A 21,588-nucleotide genomic window follows, 5' to 3' on the forward strand; every position below is an offset into this window, starting at 1 on the left:
TTAACAAATGACAAATACAATGGAAGTTGTAATGAAAAAATTTAAAGGGGGATAGGAAATGCTAAAAAAAGTAATCAGTTCAGCAGTTATAGCGACCTTTTTGCTTCAAACAGTAGCTGGGTCAGGCTATATCACTTTTGCTGAGGAGAAGGAACAAAATCAGCAAGTTCTCATTTCAGAAGTGCATTATACAGATGATCTACGCTATATCGAATTGTATAACTCATCAGAGAAAGTTATGGACATGAGGAATGTTCAACTGAAGGTCAATGGAAAAGTGCTAAAATTTAAAGATGAAAATGAAAAGCAATCCGTACAACCAAAAGAAACGAAGTTAATCTTATTTGGAAATAATACAGTTAATAAGATTAATGAGCGTTATAAGTCAGAAATAAAAGAAGATCAAGTTTTGTTTGCTACTGAGGATTTAAGTGATGAACAAATTAGAATTGAAGTAACGAATGAGACAAATAAAACGGTAGATGTCATTGAGACAAGAAAAGAGAATAAGGATATATCCATTCATTCTTTTTGGAATGAAACAAAGAATGAAATAAAAAATGAAATACCATCGCCAGGAACTTATACTACATTCCAATCGCAGGGAAAAGAACCAGCATCTACAGAATCTCCACAAAAAAAGGCAGTTCAGTCAGATCCAAAACAACTAGAGCCAGTACCACCGAAAGCTGCACCTACAGAACCTAACTCTAAAGAAACGATAGAAAAGCAACCCACACAAAAAGAAAAGCTGTTACAAGAAACAGCGCATGTACCTAAAACGAAAATTAATGCACATGAAGATTTACCGATTGAACTTCAGTTAGCAAGTGTATACGATGCGGCAAAAGTAAATCTAGTATATCGTAGTGCTAACGGTTTGTTAATGAAAAAACTGGAAATGAACAAAGGTGAGAATAATTTGTATTCTACTGTTGTTCCAAATCTAGATGTTTGGTCTGATACGTTTACATATTGGTTTGAGATTGAACAGGATGGGAAAATGATCACATTTCCAGAAAACGAACAATTTAAGAGTACTATTGAACATCAAACTGAAGATTACACCAAAAATGGGACAGTTATGATTACTGAGCTCATGCCAGATACGATAAATGTGAATGGGAAAGATGGATATGAATTTATAGAGATATACAATAATTCAAGTGAAGCAATGCAACTGAAAGACTATAAACTTATTTATAAGTACTCAGAAGCAGGAAGTGAAGATTGGCATTTTACAGAAAATGCGACAATCCCATCAAAAGAAACGAAAGTGTTTTGGATTAAAAATGAAGGAAATGTAGAGTTATCAAAACAAGATTTTATTCAAGCATACGGTGGAAATATAACGGAAGAACAAGTGCTTCAAATTGAATCAGACGGAATGTCTAATAGCGCTGGAAGAACCATTCAATTGGCTGATCAGTATGGAACAGTTTTATCATCTGCAACATATGAGAAATCGGATGTAAAGGTTGGGCAGAGTGTTACTTATACATACAAGCCTGAAAGTGTTGGAATGCAAAAAGTAGGTTTGTTTGAAAAAGGAACACCCGGTGTGCAAATACCATTTCAAGTACCTTTAGAGCCAGTAAAACAAACAGATCAAGTTGGCGTTACGATTGAGCATACGGCATCACCTACTCATACAGAGGCGGAAGATTTAACTATTACTGCAACGATTAAAGGTGGGGAAAATGTAGCTGTTTTGTATACTCAAGATGGCAAATTAACACACAAAAAATTGCAGATGAACAGAGAAGGAAATAGCGATATTTATAAGGTGACAATTCCTCAAAAAGAGCTATGGGGGAACTCATTATTCTATAAAATTGTCGTGCAAGGGAATCAAGAAACAATTGAAAAATCCTATGAAACAAAAGTAGAACATAAAAAAATAGATCCGCAAAGCGCATCGCCATTTTTGATTACCGAAGTGACGCCAGACACGACGAATGTTGGGAAAGCAGATGGATATGAATTTATTGAAGTGTATAACAATAGCGAGCAGGATCTTAATTTTAAGGATTATACAATTCGATATCGTTATCCATCTGAAGGACCAGAGGGGGATCTCATTTGGGGATCCACTCCCGATGATGTTGTAATTCCATCGGGGCGGTCTCTCGTATTTTGGGTTATAAATGGTGAAAATAATGAGAAGAATGTAGCCGATTTTAATAAACAATTTGGAGCGAACTTAGTAGAAAATAAAAATATTGTTAGAGTATATTCAAATGGAATGGCGAATGGAAGTGCCCGTGGCATTGTCGTTGCAACAAAGACGGGGAAAGAAATAGCAGCTGCTTATTACAATGATCAAGCAAACCAAGCTGATGTGAAAGCGAATAAGGGGATTTTATATCGTTATCCTCAAGATGGCTCACAAATTATGCAAAAGATTAGTAGTGCAGAGCATAATGCATCTCCTGGAACTGTATTCGAAGGGCAAGTACCGACTGAGCGAGTTGCTTTGAAGGCAGATGCAATTCCGCCGACAATTTCACATAAACCGGCAGAAGGGATAATTTCTGAATTTCAAGATCATAAATTGAGTTTTTCTGTTCTTGATAACGAACAAGTGAAAAGTGTGAAACTATATTACAAAATGAATTCTAATGCAGAATATAAAGTAGAAAATTTAGTAGAGAATCATGTAGATAAACAATATCATTATACCGTTTACTCACCTGAACTAATTGGAAAAGAGAAAATAACATATTACTTGGAAGCCTCTGATGGCTTAAATGTGGTAAAAAGTGATATGTACTCAGTGCAAATAGATGGTGAGAAAGATAAAGGCCCTCTTCGTCTTAATGTAAAAGATGATGAGGTAGTTGCAAAGCAAGTCTTATTAAAAGGAACTTCATCGTCGGTTGGATCTGAACAACTTTCTCTTTTGGTGGATGGACAGAAAGTAGAGACGAATACATATCGCGCTTTAGAGAAGCCTGCCTATTTTGCTTTCGATGTAAAGCAAACTGATTTGTATTTTAAAAACGCGGTTACGATTGGGAAGGACGTATTGCGTATATTTGACGATACGTATAGTGATTATGTCACATTAACTGTAAAAATTGATCAATCAAAAATTAAATATAATGAACCGTTCAAAATTGATATTCGCTCTGGCACAAAAACGTCTCCATTTGATGATCGAGTTCAAGAGAACAAAGATGATTTTTATTTAAAAAATGTTCGCCTTGTATTAGCAGATGGAACGACTTTATATGATCCGAACTTTGCAAATCCAACTCAGGAGTTATCAGTTGGTGATGGAGATACATCAACACCAGTATTTACGTTTGAATTCAAAGTTCCAGAAGAAAAATTTATTTCGAATGCGTACTTATGGGATACAAAGCAAGTGAAGGACGGGAAACATCGAATTGCAGTGCAAGATGGTGTGAATCAAGAAACTGTTGCGAATGTAAAAGTTGATAATACACCGCCACAGATTTCTACTACAATACAGAATAAGAAATATAAAGGGAAAATTCCAATTGATGTAACAGTTACAGATGATATAGCAGGAATAAAGAGTAAAAAAGTGATTTTAGATGGGAAAGAGATTGAAACTCCATATGAAACGTCCTCTGGGAAATTAGCGGCAGGAAAGCATGAGCTACATATGGAGGCGGAGGATCAAGTGGGAAATCGTCAAGAAAAAACAGTTATGTTTGAAACTTGGGCAGAAAATCCAACCGACCCTACTCCGATTGCACCTAAAGACGGAGAGGAAAATGTGAGTACGAGTCCGACACTTGAAGCAAAAGTAACCGATCCAACAAACGATGCAATGAAAGCAACATTTTATAAGGGATATGCGTATAAGCCGAATGATACGGAACATATGAAAATTACCGAAAATTCGATAGAACAAGAACCACCACAAGCTTTTGCTGTAAATGGGGAGAAAAGTTTCGATCAAGAGAAGTTAAGTAAAGTTAGTAAAAAAGATGGGGAATATTATACAACGGAATCAACAGAGAAATTTCCATATCATCGCTTTGACGTAACTGTTGCAGATGATGTGAAAAATGATGATACGGTAGAAGTAAAATGGTATGGACATTCTCTAGAAGGAAGAAAAGTTACGATGTATGCTTGGAACTACATGACAAATAAGTGGACAGAACTTACATCGAAAATTGCTGGGGATAAGGACTTTGAATTAAAAGGTGCTGTAATAGCGAAAGAATATGTAAAAGATCAAAAAGTAAGTGTAATTGTGCAAGACCAAATCCCAAGTTCGCCAAACAAGTTTGATTACACATTTGTCTGGATGTCGGATACACAGTATTACTCTGAAAGTTATCCCTATATTTACAAAAGTCAGGTTGACTGGATTGCTGCACAAAGAGATCCATTAAATATTAAATATGTATTCCATACGGGAGACCTTGTTGATAAATCATATCAAGAATTTCAATGGCAGCGTGCAGATGAATATATGAAAGTGCTTGAGAATGCGAAAGTACCATATGGTGTGTTGGCTGGAAATCATGATGTAAATCATAAAGACGAAGACTATACAGCATACTGGAAATATTTTGGAGACTGGCGTTTTAAAGATAAGTCATTTTACGGTGAAAGTTATAAGAATAACCGTGGACACTATGATTTGATTTCAGCAAAGGGAAACGACTTTATTATGCTGTATATGGGATGGGGCGTCACAGATGAAGATATTCAATGGATGAAGGAAGTGTTACAGAAATATCCGAATCGAAAAGCGATTTTATCATTCCATGAATATTTACTTGTATCAGGTAATCGTAGTCCAATCGGCGATAAAATTTATAATGAGGTAGTTAAACCAAATAAAAATGTGTTAGCTGTGTTAAGTGGACATTATCATGATAGTGAGACACTAGTTGATGAAATTGATGATAATGGAGACGGCATCGCAGATCGTAAAGTATATCAAATGCTGGCGGATTATCAAGGAGGACCAGAGGGTGGACAAGGATATATGCGACTTTTACAATTTGATACAACTGCGAACAAAATGTATGTCAAAACGTATTCTCCATATTTAAATGAATATAATTTTTATAAACCAGAAGAGTATCCAGGAAAAGATGAATTTGAATTAGACGTTGATTTAAAACCTGCGATAAAACAAGTTGCAACAGACTATGTAGAAGTAAACGTGTACACGAATGAAGTAATTGGTAAAGATGATTTTGTGGCAAATTGGCGCAACGCAAAAGTAAAATGGGAGAACTTAAAGGAAAATACGACGTATCACTGGTATATAAAAGCTGAAGATCGATATGGCGGTCGAGTAACTTCACCCGTTTGGTCTTTTACAACAGGTAAAAAGGGGTGGAGATGGAGCGTGTTCCCGAGTTAGGGAACACGTTTTTTAATCATAAGAAATTTTTGTACCGTGTGTCCAATCCGCCTCGTTTTTTTGAAGACCGCCTCGTGATTCAATTTCTTTTATGATTTCTTTATAAATCGTTTGGCCTTCTACATTTAAATAAGGCATGATTTGTTGCAAGGAATGGTGAAAATAAGCCAATTCATCTTGTTTCCATTCTTCTTTCGAAATCATAGATAGTTCCGTCATATCGCGTCCAACGTACATGTGTACACCTCCATCATATGTAGTTTGAATGAGCCAAGGAAGATATATGCGCCAATAAAAAAATAATTTTACGGATATCTTTTAGAAGGGTTGGTTACATTATTGATTGTGGAGGTGAGAAAGATGAGTAAAAAACAACAAGGTTATAACAAAGCAACTTCTGGTGCTAGTATTCAAAGTACAAATGCTAGCTATGGTACAGAGTTTGCAACTGAGACAAACGTACAAGCAGTAAAGCAACAAAATGCGCAATCAGAAGCAAAAAAAGCACAGGCTTCTAGTGCTGGCGTTCAAAGTGCAAATGCTAGCTACGGTACAGAGTTTGCTACTGATACGGATGTACAAGCAGTAAAACAACAAAACGCAAAATCAGCAGCGAAAAAAGCACAATCTTCTAGCACGAATCAATAACAAAGAAAAACACTTCTCGATTCAAGAGAAGTGTTTTCTTTATTTGCAGTGTAGTGACGAAAGACAAAGTTTTGTTACTAGTGAAGGTCTCATACTATTCAAATCGATTGCTTTGAGAATTTTGTTGAGAGAGGCGACATAACTTCTAATAAGTCAACAAATGTAGTCAAAGGAGAAGGAGTTGGGAAATTAGAAAATAGTTAATAGAGATGTATCCCGTATTAATAGATAGTGAGAATTTATTTGAAACAGGGGGGAAATAATGAATTCATTTGATAAGTTAGTAGGAGAGCAGTTACAGACAATGGATGAGTTATTGAAATTACAAGCGCATTTAGAGAAGTACCAACAGATCGAAACAAATGAGCAGGATACGTATGATAAAAAAGATTTACATTTTATTCGTCAAGAAATACACAAAACGGAAGAAGCTTTGAAGCTTTTGCATGAAAAATTTGAGCGACAAACAAATGAAGTGATTCATTCTTTTGAAGCTGAAAAAATAATTTCTAACTAAAGAAGTGACGTGTTCTAATATTTTAGATGGAGAAGTCCTTTTTAAATTCATGAAAAAGGGCTTTTTGGTACATCCTGATTTGCCAATGAAGAGCAATTCATTGGCGCTTACGAAAGTTGGATTGTATCGGTTTAGTTTTAAAATTTTGACAAAAAAGTTATAATAGAAAAAAAGTGAATTCGGCTCAATACGTTTTTAATAGGAACGATACGAGTTAAGACAACTTTAGAAGAGCGTTCACAGTGAAAGAAGGGAGCACGTATGGGATTTCCCAAAGAAGGAGAAAAAGTACAAATACATAGTTATAAACATAATGGCTCCATTCATAGAATGTGGGAAGAGACTACAATTTTAAAAGGTACACAAAGTCTTGTAATTGGTGCAAATGATCGGACTGTAGTAACCGAATCAGATGGTCGGACATGGATTACGCGTGAACCTGCAATCTGTTATTTTCATTCAAATTATTGGTTTAATGTAATCGGTATGTTAAGAGAAGAGGGAGTATACTACTATTGTAATTTAAGTTCTCCATTTGCATATGATTCTGAAGCATTAAAGTATATTGATTATGATTTGGATATTAAGGTGTATCCAGATATGACATATACACTTTTAGATGAAGATGAGTATGAAAAACATAGTCAGATTATGAACTATCCTCCAGTCATTGATACAATTCTAAAGAGAAACGTAGAGTATTTAACGCAGTGGATTCATCAAAGAAAAGGACCTTTTGCGCCAGATTTTGTAGACATGTGGTATGAGCGGTATTTAATGTATAGAGATTAGAACAAACCTGCAGGGATTTTCCCGGCAGGTTTGTCCTATTGAGGGGGGATTACATGCAGGGAATAAAAAGATATTTACAATTTGTAAAACCATATCGGTGGCTTATTACGATTACAATTATTATTGGACTCATTAAGTTTGGTATTCCGCTTATTATGCCGTGGTTATTAAAGTATATTATTGATGATGTCATTCAAGGTGGTGGATCACTCAGTGAAAAAACGTCCCAATTGATAATGGCAATCGGGATTGCCTTTTTCATTTTTGGTGTACTGAGACCACCTGTTGAATATTATCGTCAATACTTTGCGCAACGTATTGGTAATACGGTACTTTATGACTTACGAAAACATATTTTTGGGCATCTGCAAAAGTTGAGTTTACGTTACTATTCAAATACAAAAACAGGTGAAATTATTTCGCGTGTGATCCATGATGTAGAGCAAACGAAGGATTTTGTTATTACAGGGCTTATGAACGTCTGGCTTGATACAGCTACGATTTTTATTGCAATCGTAGTTATGTTTTCTATGAATATAAAATTAACGCTCGTTGCATTGTTAATTTTGCCAATTTATGCAGTTGCGGTGAAATATTTTTTTGGGCGTCTTCGTAAATTGACGAGGGAGCGCTCACAAGCATTGGCAACGATGCAAGGTTACTTACATGAGCGTATTCAAGGGATGCAAGTGACGCGTAGTTTTGCGTTAGAAGAGTATGAAAAGGGACAGTTTGATAAGAAAAATAATGATTTTTTAACTAAAGCATTAACACATACAAGCTGGACAGCGCGAACATTTTCTGCGGTGAATACGTTAACGGATTTGGGACCATTACTTGTTATTGCGTTTGCGGCGTATGAAGTGATTCAAGGTTCCTTAACACTTGGAACGATGGTTGCTTTTATTGGCTATATGGATAGCTTATATAGTCCGTTACGCCGCCTTGTTAACTCTTCTACAACACTCACACAATCATTTGCATCAATGGATCGGGTATTTGAACTTTTAGACGAAAAGTATGATATTGTAAATACGCCAAATGCGCTTGAACAAAAAAAGCTTTTTGGTGAAATTGTATTTGATCAAGTTTCGTTTCGGTATAATACTGATGAAAAAGATGTACTACACCATCTTTCTTTCTCAATTCGTCCTGGAGAAAAAATCGCTCTTGTTGGAGCAAGTGGAGGTGGAAAGTCATCCCTAGCTAGCTTAATTCCAAGATTTTATGATGTTTCTAGTGGTGCAATTTATGTAGATGGTGTGAATGTGAAAGATTATAATGTAAGAAATTTACGTAGTCATATTGGTATTGTCTTACAAGATAATTTGTTATTTAGTGATACGATTCAATCTAATATTTTATATGGAAATCCAAAAGCAACGAAAGAGGAAGTCATTGCGGCTGCAAAAGCAGCACAGATTCACAATTTCATTATGAAATTACCAGACGGCTACGATACAGTTGTTGGAGAGAGAGGAGTAAAATTGTCTGGTGGGCAAAGGCAGCGTGTAGCGATAGCGCGTGTGTTTTTAAAGAATCCTTCTTTACTTATATTAGACGAAGCAACTTCGGCTTTAGACTTAGAGAATGAAAGGTATATTCAAGAGGCGCTTCAAATATTAGCTGCGGATCGTACAACAATTATTATTGCTCATAGGTTAGCTACCATTACACATGTGGATACAATTATATATATCGAAGATGGTGAAATAAAAGAAAAAGGTTCTCATGAACAATTAATGCAAAAACGAGGATTTTATTATAATTTATATCAAATTCAACATATAGAAGAAACAGCCCATTCGAAATAAATGGGCTGTTTCTTTATTCATCATCTTTTTTTTCATCGATTTGTAGTTCATTCTCTGGTTTGTGATACGTATAAAAACTATCTACAAGTAAATCAAGATGCTCAACTTCTTCACTGTAATTGATAATGGAAGAAATAAGAGGGAAGAGATGTAACCATATTTTATACGATTCTTCATCATCCTTATTTTGATAGTCCATAAATATATCAATTAATTCTTGCTTACCAGTTTCTACTTCATCAAGCATTTCAACAGACTGTTGTTTTTTTGCTTTACCGATAAATTTTAACAAAACTTGTTCATGATAGTGTGTTAATGAATCTAATTCATTTTGAATGGATTCCTGAAATGACTCAGGCATATACCTCAATTCATTTTCCGTGCGATGTAATGCTTTTAGTGTACTTAATGCACGGCTGGTTGTTGCTAACATTTGTCTAAATAAAACGAGCTTACGAATTTTTGCAAATTGTACTTTTTTCGTATAGCTTCTTTCTTCTTTGTAAAGCAAGTAGTAATGATTTAATTTAATCATTTTTTCTTTCATACGATCAATATCTGTTTTTAGTGTTGTAAAATCAGAAGCTTGCCTGCTATTCATACGAATCCATTTTACAATTTCTTCTGTATCATCAACGATGCGATGATATAGTTTTGTTTCGTATTTTGGTGGCATAAAGATTAAGTTTACAAGTGAAGCTGCAATAATCCCGACCATAATAGTTGCAAAGCGAAGCAAGGCGAAATCAAAGAAGTTTGCTCCTTGATATTCCATAATAGCAATAACCGTTACTAAAGCAATGGATATTGTATTTTCTAAACGTAATTGTAGTGTAATCGCAATAACTAATATACAAGTTAATCCAATGATAAAAGGATTGTGTCCAAAAGCAAATGCAAATCCGATAGCGAATACTGCACCAATTACGTTTGCTTGAATTTGTTCCAGTGCTGTCAAATACGAACGGTATACAGATGGTTGGACAGCAAAAATTGCTGAAATTCCCGCGAATACGGGACTCGGTAGTTGGAGCAAAGTACAAGCAAATAAAGCTAATGTAATGGCAATACCCGTTTTTAAAATGCGAGCACCAAGTTTCATACCCTACTTAATATCCTTTCTCTCTTGTCATAATGAATGTACAACATGATACTATACATTCATTACAATATGTTAGCAAGTGATATTTTAGTGATATTTTAGTCATATTCAAAAATCTGAGTAAAAATAGCCTTCGCATTTCTTCGTTGCTTCGCTAGTAGGGTAAGTTATGTATCCTTCCTTTTGAATCTGCACTTTAGTGAAAAAAGCCCGCTGAAATTTAGCAGGCTTTTAAATGATTATAGATTACTACGGAATACTCACCTCATCGGTTTTAAACGAATGTAATTGAAATTGTATCATTCAGTTGAAATAGATGGATCTGCTTGTTCTTTTTTCGGAATGATTTCATAAAAGTGAAGCTGAATGTTATCTAATAACGGTGTTAAGAGAGCAACTTCTTCATATTGTTCATGCTCATTTAATACGCGAATGTAGTCTAATAATAATTCTGTAATGTCTGTTTCTCCATTTTTGCTAAGTGGACGTAATGTTACGTTTGCTCCTTTTGCGATTCTTCTTCGCAAAGCAGATTCTGTTAAACCGAGTTTAGGCTGATGGCGTAAATAAACGACACCACCGGTCATGCCTGCACAAATCCATGGACCAGGATCGCCAAGAACGAGAGCGCGACCATTTGTCATATATTCAAAAGCGAAGCCTTTAATATTTGCATGAACGCCAAGATTCCCATGTTCTTTTTCTCGAATTGGTTTTGTGATTCTCCCACCGATAATCATATCCGCTCCAGATAAGCGGATGCCAGCACGTGCATCGGCGTTACCTTGCACATATAAAGTTCCTTTTTGTGCACCGTATCCAAATCCTTTTCCGACAGAACCGTTATAATATGCTCCATCTTTTCCTTTTGCTTTTGTAATATAAATGCCGCCACCGAATGATGTTTTTCCGATGCCATCTTGCGCCCCGCCATTTACATGGATAAATAAGTTTTCACTATTGTAGGCACCTAACCCGTTTCCAGGAACAGAGCCATTTGTATATTTTAATGTAATTGGTTCAAGCGTATGATTGTCATATAATTTACTGCGAACGCGGTAGCATGATTCCAGACCACCCATTACGCGTTGATCTACCCCAACACCAACTAGCTCTTTTGATTGGAAAGAGTCAGTTGTTACATAATCTTGTTGCTGTACTCTGTCTGTTATCGTGTGAGATGTACTTTCCAATGTTTGTAATAAATGTTGTAAGTCTAATAGTTCTATTCCTCGCGTTTGTTCTAGTAAATCAGAACGACCAACAATTTCTTGTAAGTTCGTATAGCCGAGCTCACTTGTTAAACGTTTAAGTTCTGTTCCGAAAGTAGTAAATAGGTGTAATAAACCTTCTACAGCTTTTTCCAATTGACGTGGAACAAAACGGCGTAGTCCATGTTCTTTTGCTTGTGCTTCTGATTCAATTTGTGTTGCAATACCAACATGACAAGTATCTAAGTGACAGCCCCGGCACGTTGTACAGCCAATTGCAATCATGGATAAAGTACCGAAGCCAATACGGTTTGCACCAAGAAGCATAACTTTTAGTGCATCGTTTACACTCCGAATACCACCATCTGCCCAAATTTCTACGTTCTGTCTCATATTTGCTTCTAATAGAGCGTTATGAGCAGCTTTTACTCCAATTTCAACTGGAAGGCCTACATGCTGAAGGGCATGAATACGTGCAGCGCCCGTGCCGCCATCAAATCCGCTAATATTAATAAAATCAGCACCAGCCTTTGCGATTCCTACAGCGATTGTTCCAATGTTAGGGACAACTGGAACTTTGACAGCGACTTTTGCAAGTTGATTGGCTGTCTTAATTTCCGTAATAATTTGCGCCAAGTCTTCAATTGAGTAAATATCATGATTATTGGACGGAGAAATTAAGTCTGAACCAATTGTTGCGTTACGTGCTTCTGCAATTTTGGAAGTTACTTTTGAACCCGGCAAATGTCCACCTTCACCAGGTTTTGCTCCTTGCCCAATCTTAATCTCAATTAAATTTGATGAGTTTAACAGTTCGGCATTCACACCAAAACGTCCTGACGCAATTTGTTGACCACGTGTATGTGGATATTTACCAATCATATCTTTAATTTCGCCGCCTTCACCGTTTAAACTAATCATATTGAGACGGTCTGCTGCTTCTGCATAGGCGCGGAATGCAATTTCATTTTGAGAGCCAAATGACATGGAACTAATAATAAATGGTAAGTCATGATTTTTTACGCTAATTGAAACGTGCTCAGTTGACACTGGTTGCTCTGCTGCTTTCATTTGGATAAGATGGCGAATTGCAATTGGGTTCTTATCTTCTACTTCCGCTAATTTCTCACGATAATTATCGTAAGCATTCCCTTTTGCGACATCACCAATTGCTTTCCAAATGCGAGGGAATACATGAAATGTTTTTCGCATTCTAACTTTTGGATTGTTATAATCAAGTGCCCGGACTTTCGCATCTTCTGCTAAAGATTCAAGTGAAAACGCTACAGTACGTGATCCTAAAAAGTTTGTAATCTGCAGTATGTTTGCAATTTCTTCGTGTAAACCAATTGAAGAGAAGAGACGGCCATAACCGCGCAGTTCATGAATGCCGATAGTTGAAATCACTTTTTCAAGTCCTTTGTTTAGCGCTTTATATAAATTAGAAATTGGTATCGTTGTCCCATCGTTTACGGTTGCAAACATTAAATATGGATTAATAACATCAGCACCTAATCCATATAGTGTAACAATGTCATGTAAAGAACGAAGAGCACCGGATCTTACAACAATGGAGCATTTGCGTCGTAATTTATGTTCAGTAAGTTCTTGGTGTACTTTAGCTGTAACTAAATGTGGATCAATCCATAATTGTTCATTTTGATGAGCTTTTGCATCATCAAGTAATAGTAGTGAAGCTCCTTTTTTGATAGCAGCTGTAGCTTCGGCGCTAATTCGATTTAATGCATCATGTAAAGTTTCCGATGCTGGAAAGGTAACGGATAACTTGTAGACTGTGCTATGAGTTGCAAATAGATGTATCAGTTGTTCATATGAGGTGATTTCTAAATCTTCTGATACAGATTGCGCTAAAGCGCCTTCTATTATAATTGGTGACAAAAGTTCAGTAACAAAGGTTTGTTGTCCACCGCTAAATAAGCTAGGCCGCTTCCCCAGTACTGTACGTGTAGAGAAGTGTTCAACCTCCCTGTCACGGTCGATCGCTGGGTTTGTAACAACAGCAACACTCTCTTTTATAAAATCAGCGATGTTTCGTCTGTCTGGATCAAGTGCAGCTAGAGGGGCATCATGTCCGAGTGAACGAATTGGTTCAACGCCTTTTGTTGCCATTTGCTCAAGAAGTTGGATATGTTCACGATCCCATCCGAAAGCTACATATTGCTCTGTTTCAACTTGAGAAAGGTTAGATAACCCTTCAATTTTTTCCACAGCTGGAGTAGATAAGTTGAAATGATAATCTGAAAAATGAATGTGTTGTTTCATTCGTTTATATACTTCTTCTTGATATGTTTCATATTCGTAGAGAACAAGGTCACCTTGGGGGTTCCACTTTAAACCTACTTTTTCTCCAGGGGCAAGTGACTTTGGTTCTGCTACGTATTCAGATGGTGATACAACACCTGGTTCGGAAGAAAAGACATAGGAACTTTCTGTTTCAACTTTCCAAACAGGTCTTAAACCAAGTGAATCTACACTAAAAACGGCTTCATCTTTATAACGTGAAATAATGCCGGCTGGTCCTTGAGCGAAATGTCCCCATGCTTCACGAATATACGTATATAAATCTTGCATATGTGGCTCGTATAATTTAATCTCATTAATAATTGGTGGAAATAATATATCCATTGCTTCAAATAGACTGTAGTTGTAGCGAACGAGAAGAGTTTCTAAGGTGCGGTTTAAATCTTGAGAATCACTGCCTCCAGCAGTAAGTGGTACATCAATCATTTCGGCTTGATCACGTAACTTGGAAATTGTATTAATTTCACCATTATGCCCAAGGATGCTAAATGGTTGTACGCGAAAAAAATTAGATAATGTATTTGTAGAATAGCGATTATGTCCAAGGGTCATCGTTGATGCAATAAGTGGATGTTGCAAATCGTCATAATAGGCAACAAGTGTATCGCCAGCACCAAGAACTTTATACACAACATGGTCGTGACTTAACGATGCAACATGAATTGCTGTATTTTTCTCTATATCGATCGTTAAAGCGAATAGTACTTGATTGATGTTTTCAGTTGGTGTTTCTGAAAGAATGGCAATTTGCCAAAATAAAGGCTCTTCTTGTTTACCAAGAGGACCAAGGGCATCAGAGTTTATCACATCATCACTTTCGAAAATAACAGTGAGATTTTTCTTGTTTAATTTATTATGAATACTGTTTTTTAAGAGTGTAGGATCTTCTTTTTTGTTTAGAAAAAAATGTCCAACGATAAAGTGGGGATGATCCACAATCGCTGGATTATATCCGCTATTTTTTAATTTTTCTTTCCAAAGGGCTTTCGGTAAGTCGATATGAACCCCAATACCATCGCCTTCACCATTAATAAAGCCAGCGCGATGATTCATTTTTACAAGTGATTGTATACACAGATCGATGTTTTCTTTTGTTGGCACATTATGTTTTTCCATAACGGAAACGATTCCACACGCATCGTGTTCTGCATTTACGTAATCTCGAAATAAAGACGGTGACCATTTATTTGTATTGTTAGGCATCCGTCAATCCCCCCTCTGTTGTGAAGTTGTGAATAATCTGATTTTTAAAAGGCATATATTGCCTTATAGACAACAAATGAATATAAAATTCGAAATAAAACAGATAATTATGAATAATTATACTATTGATGTGCGATTTATGAAATAGAAAAAAGAAAAAAATAGAGGGCATCCTCTATTTTTTCTTTTGAATGTGTATTTTTTATGCGTTTGCTAAGGCAGCAAATGCCTTGCCGACAGCTTCGACTGTATATTCGATATCTTCTTTTGTATGTTCTGTTGTTAAGAACCATGCTTCATATTTAGATGGAGCTAAGTTAATTCCTTCATTAAGCATAAGTTTGAAGAATTTGCCGAACATTTCTCCATCCGTATTTTGAGCAGCGTCATAGTCTTCAATTGTATCTGTTGTGAAGTAAACAGTTAATGCGCCTTTTAGACGGTTTACTGTAATATCGATATTATGTTTTGTAGCTTGTTCTAAAATACCTTTTTCAAGCATTGCTCCAAGCTCATCTAGTTTTTCGTATACACCTTCTTGTTTTAGTACTTCTAGGCATGCGATACCAGCCGCCATAGAAGCTGGATTTCCAGCCATTGTACCAGCTTGGTAAGCAGGACCGAGCGGTGCAACTTGTTCCATAATTTCCTTCTTACCACCATATGCGCCAATTGGAAGACCGCCGCCGATTACTTTACCAAGTGCTGTTAAATCCGGTGTTACGCCAAGTAAATCTTGGGCACCGCCGTACATAAAGCGGAAAGCTGTGATTACTTCATCATAAATAACAAGTGCGCCAGCTTCGTGGACAAGCTCATTTACTTTTTCTAGGAAGCCAGGTTTAGGCTCTACAATTCCGAAATTCCCAACGATTGGTTCTACAAGAATAGCTGCTACTTCATGTCCCCATTTATCTAGTGCCTCTTTTAATGTTTCCACGTTATTAAATGGAACGGTAATAACTTCCTGTGCAATGCTTTGTGGTACACCAGCAGAATCAGGAGTACCAAGAGTAGAAGGGCCAGAACCAGCTGCTACAAGAACTAAGTCTGAATGACCGTGGTAGCAACCAGCAAATTTCATAATTTTTGTACGGCCTGTATAAGCACGAGCTACGCGAATTGTTGTCATAACAGATTCCGTACCAGAGTTTACGAAACGAACTTTATCTAAAGCTGGCATTGCTTCTTTTAACATTTTCGCAAATTTTACTTCTAGAGCTGTTGGTGTTCCGTATAATACACCATTTTCAGCTGCGATCTTGATTGCTTCTGTTACGTGAGGATGAGCGTGACCTGTAATGATCGGACCGTATGCTGCTAAATAATCGATATATTTGTTACCATCTACATCCCAAAAATAAGCACCCTTTCCGCGTTCCATTGCAACAGGTGCCCCACCACCAACTGCTTTAAAAGAACGAGAAGGACTGTTAACACCACCAACGATATGTTCTAACGCTTCTTTATGTAATGCTTCTGATTTTGTGAAATTCACTACAATTCATCTCCTTACAAAAATCTATGTATTATTCTAACATGTTTTTCAAAAAGACGTATTGTTTGTGATAGGAATGGGAGTTGGGTAAACTATTCGTTGTGGTATCGAGGAAGGGGGGCCGATTATGAAATCGGTAATTGAAGTACAAGGATTACGCAAAGAATTTACAGCGTATTCAAGTCGTTCTGGTTTAAAAGGTGCATTTCGCGATTTATTAAATCGTAATTATAAAATCGTACCAGCAGTTAATGATGTTTCCTTTACTGTAAAACAAGGAGAAATGGTTGGTTATATCGGTGAGAATGGCGCGGGTAAATCTACCACTATTAAAATGTTAACTGGAATTTTAACACCGACGTCTGGTCAGATTATAGTAAATGGTATGAACCCACATAAACAGCGAGAAGAATTTGTAAGAACAATTGGTGTTGTATTTGGTCAACGTTCGCAACTTTGGTGGGATATTGCAGTACAAGAATCATTTCGTTTATTAAAGAAAGTGTATGGTGTATCGGACGCGCAATATAATGAACATATGGAGCACGTTATTGAAACGTTGGATATTGGGCCTTTGTTAGATAAGCCAGTAAGAAAGTTATCGCTTGGTCAAAGAATGCGTTGTGAATTAGCAGCGGCATTAATTCATAATCCGCCGCTTTTATTTTTAGACGAGCCAACCATTGGACTAGATGTTCTTGTAAAGTTAAAAATCCGTGAGTTTTTAAAGGAAATGAATGAACGTTATAAAACAACAATTTTATTAACGACGCATGATATTACTGACATTGAAGCTTTATGTGAACGTGTGATTATGCTGGATGAAGGAAGCATTATGTATGATGGATCATTAGAAAAACTTCGTTCGCAGTGGGGAGCAGAAAAAGAGATACATTTTCAATTTACTGCACCTGTTTCATATCAACAATTATCAGCGCTAATGCCTGATGATCATATAGTTTGGTCGCAGGGGAAAGAAGAATATACATGGATTGCGAAAATACCGAATGAAGAAGTTGTAATTTCTATGCTCATTTCCAAAGTGGTCCAAGCTTTTCAAATTAAAGATTTGAAAATTAATGAAGTGTCGACAGAAGAAATTATCCGTAATATTTATGAAGAGGGTATGATTCATGGGTAAGTATATTGAAATGATTCGGATTCGTTTTTTAATGATGCTTGCTTACCGAACGAATTACTATAGTGGAATTTTAATTTATACAATTAATATCGGAGCATATTATTTTTTATGGCAAGCCATCTACAGCGGGAAAGAGAATATTGAAAGCTTATCAATTTCTCAGATGACAACCTATATTGCTATTGCATGGATGGCTCGAGCTTTTTACTTTAATAACATTGACAGAGAAATTGCGATGGAAATTCAAGAGGGACGTGTAGCTGTTGAATTAATTCGTCCATACAATTATTTAGGAATGAAAGTTATGCAAGGTCTTGGAGAGGGAATCTTCCGTTTTGCCTTCTTTTCTATTCCCGGCATGATTATTGTTACACTGTTATTCTCATTGCAAATTACAACAAATTTTCAAACCTGGCTGTGGTTTTTCCTATCGTTAATATTCAGCTTTATTATTAATACGCAAATTAATTTAATGACAGGCATGCTTACTTTTTTCTTATTTAATAATAGTGGTATTATGTATGCAAAACGTGTGGTTATCGATTTATTTTCAGGTTTATTACTACCCATTAGCTTTTATCCTTTATGGGCACAAAAAGCAATGGTATTTTTACCATTTCAAGCAATCAGTTATATTCCGAGTATGATTTTCTCTGAGGGAATACAGGGAAGTAAGTTGTATCAGGCTTTATTATTTCAAATGATTTGGGCAGTTGTACTTATTGTTCCAATTGTGCTGATGTGGAAAACGGCGAGAAAACGCCTAATTGTACAAGGGGGATGATGGGATGCTGTATATAAAACTGTTTTTGCAATATGCAAGCCAATATATAAAAACGAAACTCGAGTATCGTGGTGATTTTATTGTTGGATTATTATCTGATTTACTATTACAAGCTGTTAATTTAATTTTTATTCTTGTTGTTTTCGGACATACACAAGCGTTAAAAGGATGGAACCGAGAAGAAGTTATCTTTATTTATGGCTTTTTCTTAGTACCGTTTGCTATCTTTTCTGCTTTCTTTAATATATGGGATTTTAATGATCGTTACATTATTAAGGGAGAAATGGATCGTGTTTTAACAAGACCGATTCATAGTTTATTCCAAATTATATTAGAGCGAATGGAACTGGAGTCTTTAATTGGTGCAGTTACTGGGATCATTGTAATGGGATATGCGGCAGTAGAGCTGCATTTATCCTTTTATTGGTATGATTACTTTTTGTTCTTGTTCATGGTAACAGGAGGTGCTCTTGTGTATGGTGGGATATTTGTAACGCTTGCAAGTATTGGCTTTTGGTCAGATGCGAAAAGCTCTATTATGCCGCTTATGTATAACATTGGGAATTATGGGCGATATCCTGTAAATATTTATAATCGTGTGATTCGATTTGTGTTAACGTTTGTATTGCCATTTGCATTTGTGGGTGTGTATCCAGCGGCGTATTTTCTTAGAAAGACAGAATGGAACAGTTATGCGTTTGCGACACCATTTGTTGGTGTGATTTGTTTTGCGATTGCAATCACACTTTGGAATCAAGGTGTGAAAAGATACCGCGGTGCCGGGAACTAAATAGAGGATTATCGGTTTCCATGGGATAAATTATGTATTGTCCTCATACATATAAGATGAGGTGGAGGACATGTTATGGGGACTTATTTTATTCATTGCAGCAATGGCTGTGTTAAGAAGTATTCAAATATTATGGAGCTCATACCCAGATTCGAAGCGTTTCTTTTCTTTGTATAATCTGACTGTATTATTTCTAATTTATACAACAGTACTTATCGCATTTGGATTAAGTTATGTTGTATTAGAGGAAAGTGGATTTTCCGTCTTAAGAGAAGACGGGAAAAGTTTAAATGTTCATTCTTTCCAGCTGGTAGAAGTATGCTTATATTTTAGTGCGGTTACTTTATTATCAGTTGGATATGGTGATGTAACCCCTATTGGAATTGGGCGCTGGATTGCAATTGTTGAAGCGCTGATTGGATATACTTTGCCGTTTGCATTCGTAGTTCGAACCGTGATCGACAATGAAAAATAAAATAACATTTGTTATAGTAGAAGGAAAAGACAAGGAGTGATAAAGATGGTCGCAGTAGGAGAAATGGCACCGGATTTTACACTAGAAGGAAGTAATGGAGAACAGATTAAACTATCTGATTTTCACGGCAAAAATGTAGTATTATATTTTTATCCGAAAGATATGACACCAGGATGTACAACAGAGGCATGCGATTTCCGTGACGCATACGGGTTGTTTCAAGAAAAAGATACAATTATACTGGGGGTAAGTCCAGACCCAGCAAATAGACATTTGAAATTTATTGAAAAACATGATTTGCCATTCTTACTTTTAGTGGATGAAGATCATAAAGTGGCAGAGTTATATGCTGTATGGAAGCTGAAAAAGAATTTTGGAAAAGAGTACATGGGAATCGAAAGATCTACGTTTCTTATCAATAAAAATGGTGAACTTGTAAAAGAGTGGCGCAAAGTAAAGGTGAAAGGGCATATTGAGGACATCCTTTCTTATTTAAATTAAGGTTTTGTATAAGAAGGAACTGAAAAAATTATTATGGTGTAAGTGCTGTGAGGCATGTGTCTATACACTTTTGCTAATGCCTCATACATTAAAAGAGTAGGGCATACCTCCTCAGAAGATAGTATTCCAAGTGCGATTATTTCGCACTTTTTTCTATGTGAATGTATAAAGGATGGACAAACATACATAAAAATAAGGTTAGGTGAAAAATAAACCACATAGTTACAGTTGAAATATTGACGATTGACAAGAAAAGGAGTACACTCTTTATAAGAATTATAAAATAATAATCCGTATAGAATCGGGGTGCATGACGGTGGTCAAAGAAGAATTAAAAGAAGCGCTAGAAATGCTGAAAAATACGGGTGTACGCATTACTCCACAGCGTCATGCTATTTTAGAGTACCTTGTGGAATCTATGACGCACCCAACAGCGGATGAAATTTATAAAGCGCTAGAAGGTAAGTTTCCGAATATGAGTGTTGCAACTGTCTATAATAATTTACGTGTATTTAAAGAGGTAGGGCTTGTAAAGGAACTAACTTATGGAGACGCTTCAAGTAGATTTGATTATGTTACAAGTCAGCATTACCATGTGATTTGTGAAAAGTGTGGTAAGATTGTTGATTTTCCTTATGGAGGTTTGGAAAAACTTGAAGATGAAGCTGCACAAGCAACAGGCTTCGTTATTAATAGTCATCGTCTAGAGATTTATGGCGTATGTCCAGAGTGTCATAAGGCGTAATATATAATGAAAAAAGAGACTGACGGTTACGTCGGCCTCTTTTTTCATTATATGCACCCATTTTATGCCTTGTAGTTCTTTTTATTGTACTTCTCATCAAACTCTTTTCCTTCTAGAGTACGATCAAGCGTTAAGGGTTGATTGCAGTGCATACATGCATCTACTCGTCCGAGCATTTTTGTAGGTTTGTTACAACTTGGGCACATGATTTGCACAGTTTTTGTAGATAACATACCAATCCAAAAGTAAACGACGGTGCTAGCGATAACTGCGAAAAAGCCAACCATCATAAGAATGGTCATAATAATAATATTTTCCCGGAAAAATACACCTAAGTATGCAATGAAGAGTCCAATAAATACTAAACTTAATGCGAAAGTCCGAATTTTATTGATCTTGTTCGAATATTTAATCCCCATTCCCATCACGCTCCTATAGCAATAATATAACATACAATTTTGAATTTTTCGTTTAAAAGAAGTGGCGGTCAGTAAAAAGATGAAAAGGAAAAGAGATAAGCGGGATGTGAAATTTTTTTATAAAAAGTATTGACCGTATATAACCTGCATGATATATTAATAACCGTCGCTGATGCGAAACAGCAGGAAGCGAAAAAGAAATTGAAAAACTTAGTTGACATCGAAATACAAAGATGTTAACATGAGGAAGTCGCAAATGAGCGA

The 21,588-nt window shown here is 36.2% G+C and carries 16 protein-coding genes; 11 read left to right on the forward strand and 5 right to left on the reverse strand.

The features are described 5' to 3' along the window. Window positions 1-58: 58 nt before the first annotated feature. On the forward strand, window positions 59-5,362 hold the full coding sequence (locus tag CN288_RS07875; protein ID WP_098302075.1) for a lamin tail domain-containing protein: 5,304 nt from the start codon (window positions 59-61) through the stop codon (window positions 5,360-5,362). 12 nt (window positions 5,363-5,374) lie between these two features. Here CN288_RS07875 and CN288_RS07880 read toward each other — a convergent pair whose 3' ends face one another. Further along, window positions 5,375-5,599, reverse strand: a complete 225-nt coding sequence (locus CN288_RS07880; RefSeq protein WP_026592528.1) for a hypothetical protein — start codon at window positions 5,597-5,599, stop codon at window positions 5,375-5,377. Between the two features lie 123 nt (window positions 5,600-5,722). Between CN288_RS07880 and CN288_RS07885 the strand changes: the two genes are divergently transcribed. From CN288_RS07885 to CN288_RS07900, 4 genes are all read left to right on the forward strand, one after another. Beyond that, window positions 5,723-6,010, forward strand: a complete 288-nt coding sequence (locus CN288_RS07885) for a gamma-type small acid-soluble spore protein (RefSeq protein ID WP_098302076.1) — start codon at window positions 5,723-5,725, stop codon at window positions 6,008-6,010. A 262-nt stretch (window positions 6,011-6,272) separates the two neighbouring features. After that, a complete protein-coding gene (locus CN288_RS07890) occupies window positions 6,273-6,527 on the forward strand; it encodes a YgaB family protein (RefSeq protein WP_026592529.1) in 255 nt (84 codons plus the stop codon). A gap of 261 nt (window positions 6,528-6,788) precedes the next feature. After that, a complete protein-coding gene (gene ntdP / locus CN288_RS07895; protein WP_026592530.1) occupies window positions 6,789-7,319 on the forward strand; it encodes a nucleoside tri-diphosphate phosphatase in 531 nt (176 codons plus the stop codon). Between the two features lie 53 nt (window positions 7,320-7,372). Then, the gene (locus tag CN288_RS07900; protein ID WP_098302077.1) at window positions 7,373-9,133 is read left to right on the forward strand and encodes an ABC transporter ATP-binding protein; all 1,761 of its coding nucleotides are present in this window, start codon (window positions 7,373-7,375) and stop codon (window positions 9,131-9,133) included. A 13-nt stretch (window positions 9,134-9,146) separates the two neighbouring features. Here the strand turns inward: CN288_RS07900 and CN288_RS07905 are convergent, their stop codons facing one another. The 3 genes from CN288_RS07905 to hemL all read right to left on the reverse strand — a co-directional run bounded on the left by CN288_RS07905 (window position 9,147) and on the right by hemL (window position 16,469). After that, on the reverse strand, window positions 9,147-10,235 hold the full coding sequence (locus tag CN288_RS07905) for an aromatic acid exporter family protein (protein ID WP_026592532.1): 1,089 nt from the start codon (window positions 10,233-10,235) through the stop codon (window positions 9,147-9,149). A gap of 299 nt (window positions 10,236-10,534) precedes the next feature. After that, on the reverse strand, window positions 10,535-14,971 hold the full coding sequence (locus CN288_RS07910) for a glutamate synthase-related protein (protein WP_098302078.1): 4,437 nt from the start codon (window positions 14,969-14,971) through the stop codon (window positions 10,535-10,537). Between the two features lie 202 nt (window positions 14,972-15,173). Beyond that, complete coding sequence (gene hemL / locus CN288_RS07915) at window positions 15,174-16,469, reverse strand: glutamate-1-semialdehyde-2,1-aminomutase (RefSeq protein WP_026592534.1); 1,296 nt, start codon at window positions 16,467-16,469, stop codon at window positions 15,174-15,176. A 127-nt stretch (window positions 16,470-16,596) separates the two neighbouring features. Here hemL and CN288_RS07920 point away from each other — a divergent pair, with 127 nt between their 5' ends. The 6 genes from CN288_RS07920 to perR all read left to right on the forward strand — a co-directional run bounded on the left by CN288_RS07920 (window position 16,597) and on the right by perR (window position 20,905). Then, entirely contained in the window at window positions 16,597-17,610 is a 1,014-nt protein-coding gene (locus tag CN288_RS07920) for an ABC transporter ATP-binding protein (protein WP_098302080.1), read from the forward strand. Beyond that, entirely contained in the window at window positions 17,603-18,394 is a 792-nt protein-coding gene (locus CN288_RS07925; RefSeq protein WP_026592536.1) for an ABC transporter permease, read from the forward strand. Before CN288_RS07920 ends, CN288_RS07925 begins: the two co-directional genes overlap by 8 nt. Window positions 18,395-18,398: 4 nt before the next feature. Next, window positions 18,399-19,184, forward strand: coding sequence for an ABC transporter permease (locus CN288_RS07930; protein WP_026592537.1), 786 nt, complete (start codon window positions 18,399-18,401; stop codon window positions 19,182-19,184). A 70-nt stretch (window positions 19,185-19,254) separates the two neighbouring features. Continuing rightward, window positions 19,255-19,659 carry a potassium channel family protein gene (locus CN288_RS07935; protein ID WP_026592538.1) on the forward strand — a complete coding sequence of 135 codons (405 nt, stop codon included), beginning with the start codon at window positions 19,255-19,257 and terminating at the stop codon, window positions 19,657-19,659. A gap of 45 nt (window positions 19,660-19,704) precedes the next feature. After that, a complete protein-coding gene (gene bcp, locus CN288_RS07940) occupies window positions 19,705-20,160 on the forward strand; it encodes a thioredoxin-dependent thiol peroxidase (RefSeq protein ID WP_026592539.1) in 456 nt (151 codons plus the stop codon). Between the two features lie 316 nt (window positions 20,161-20,476). Continuing rightward, the gene (gene perR, locus CN288_RS07945) at window positions 20,477-20,905 is read left to right on the forward strand and encodes a peroxide-responsive transcriptional repressor PerR (protein ID WP_170833688.1); all 429 of its coding nucleotides are present in this window, start codon (window positions 20,477-20,479) and stop codon (window positions 20,903-20,905) included. Window positions 20,906-20,967: 62 nt separating this feature from the next. On the opposite strand, the gene CN288_RS07950 is transcribed toward perR, so the two are convergent. Beyond that, window positions 20,968-21,324, reverse strand: coding sequence for a YgzB family protein (locus CN288_RS07950; protein WP_026592541.1), 357 nt, complete (start codon window positions 21,322-21,324; stop codon window positions 20,968-20,970). Between the last annotated feature and the right edge of the window lie 264 nt (window positions 21,325-21,588).

Origin of the sequence: Bacillus sp. AFS023182, assembly GCF_002560575.1 — a bacterium.
GTDB classification, from domain to species: Bacteria; Bacillota; Bacilli; order Bacillales; family Bacillaceae_G; genus Bacillus_A; species Bacillus_A arachidis.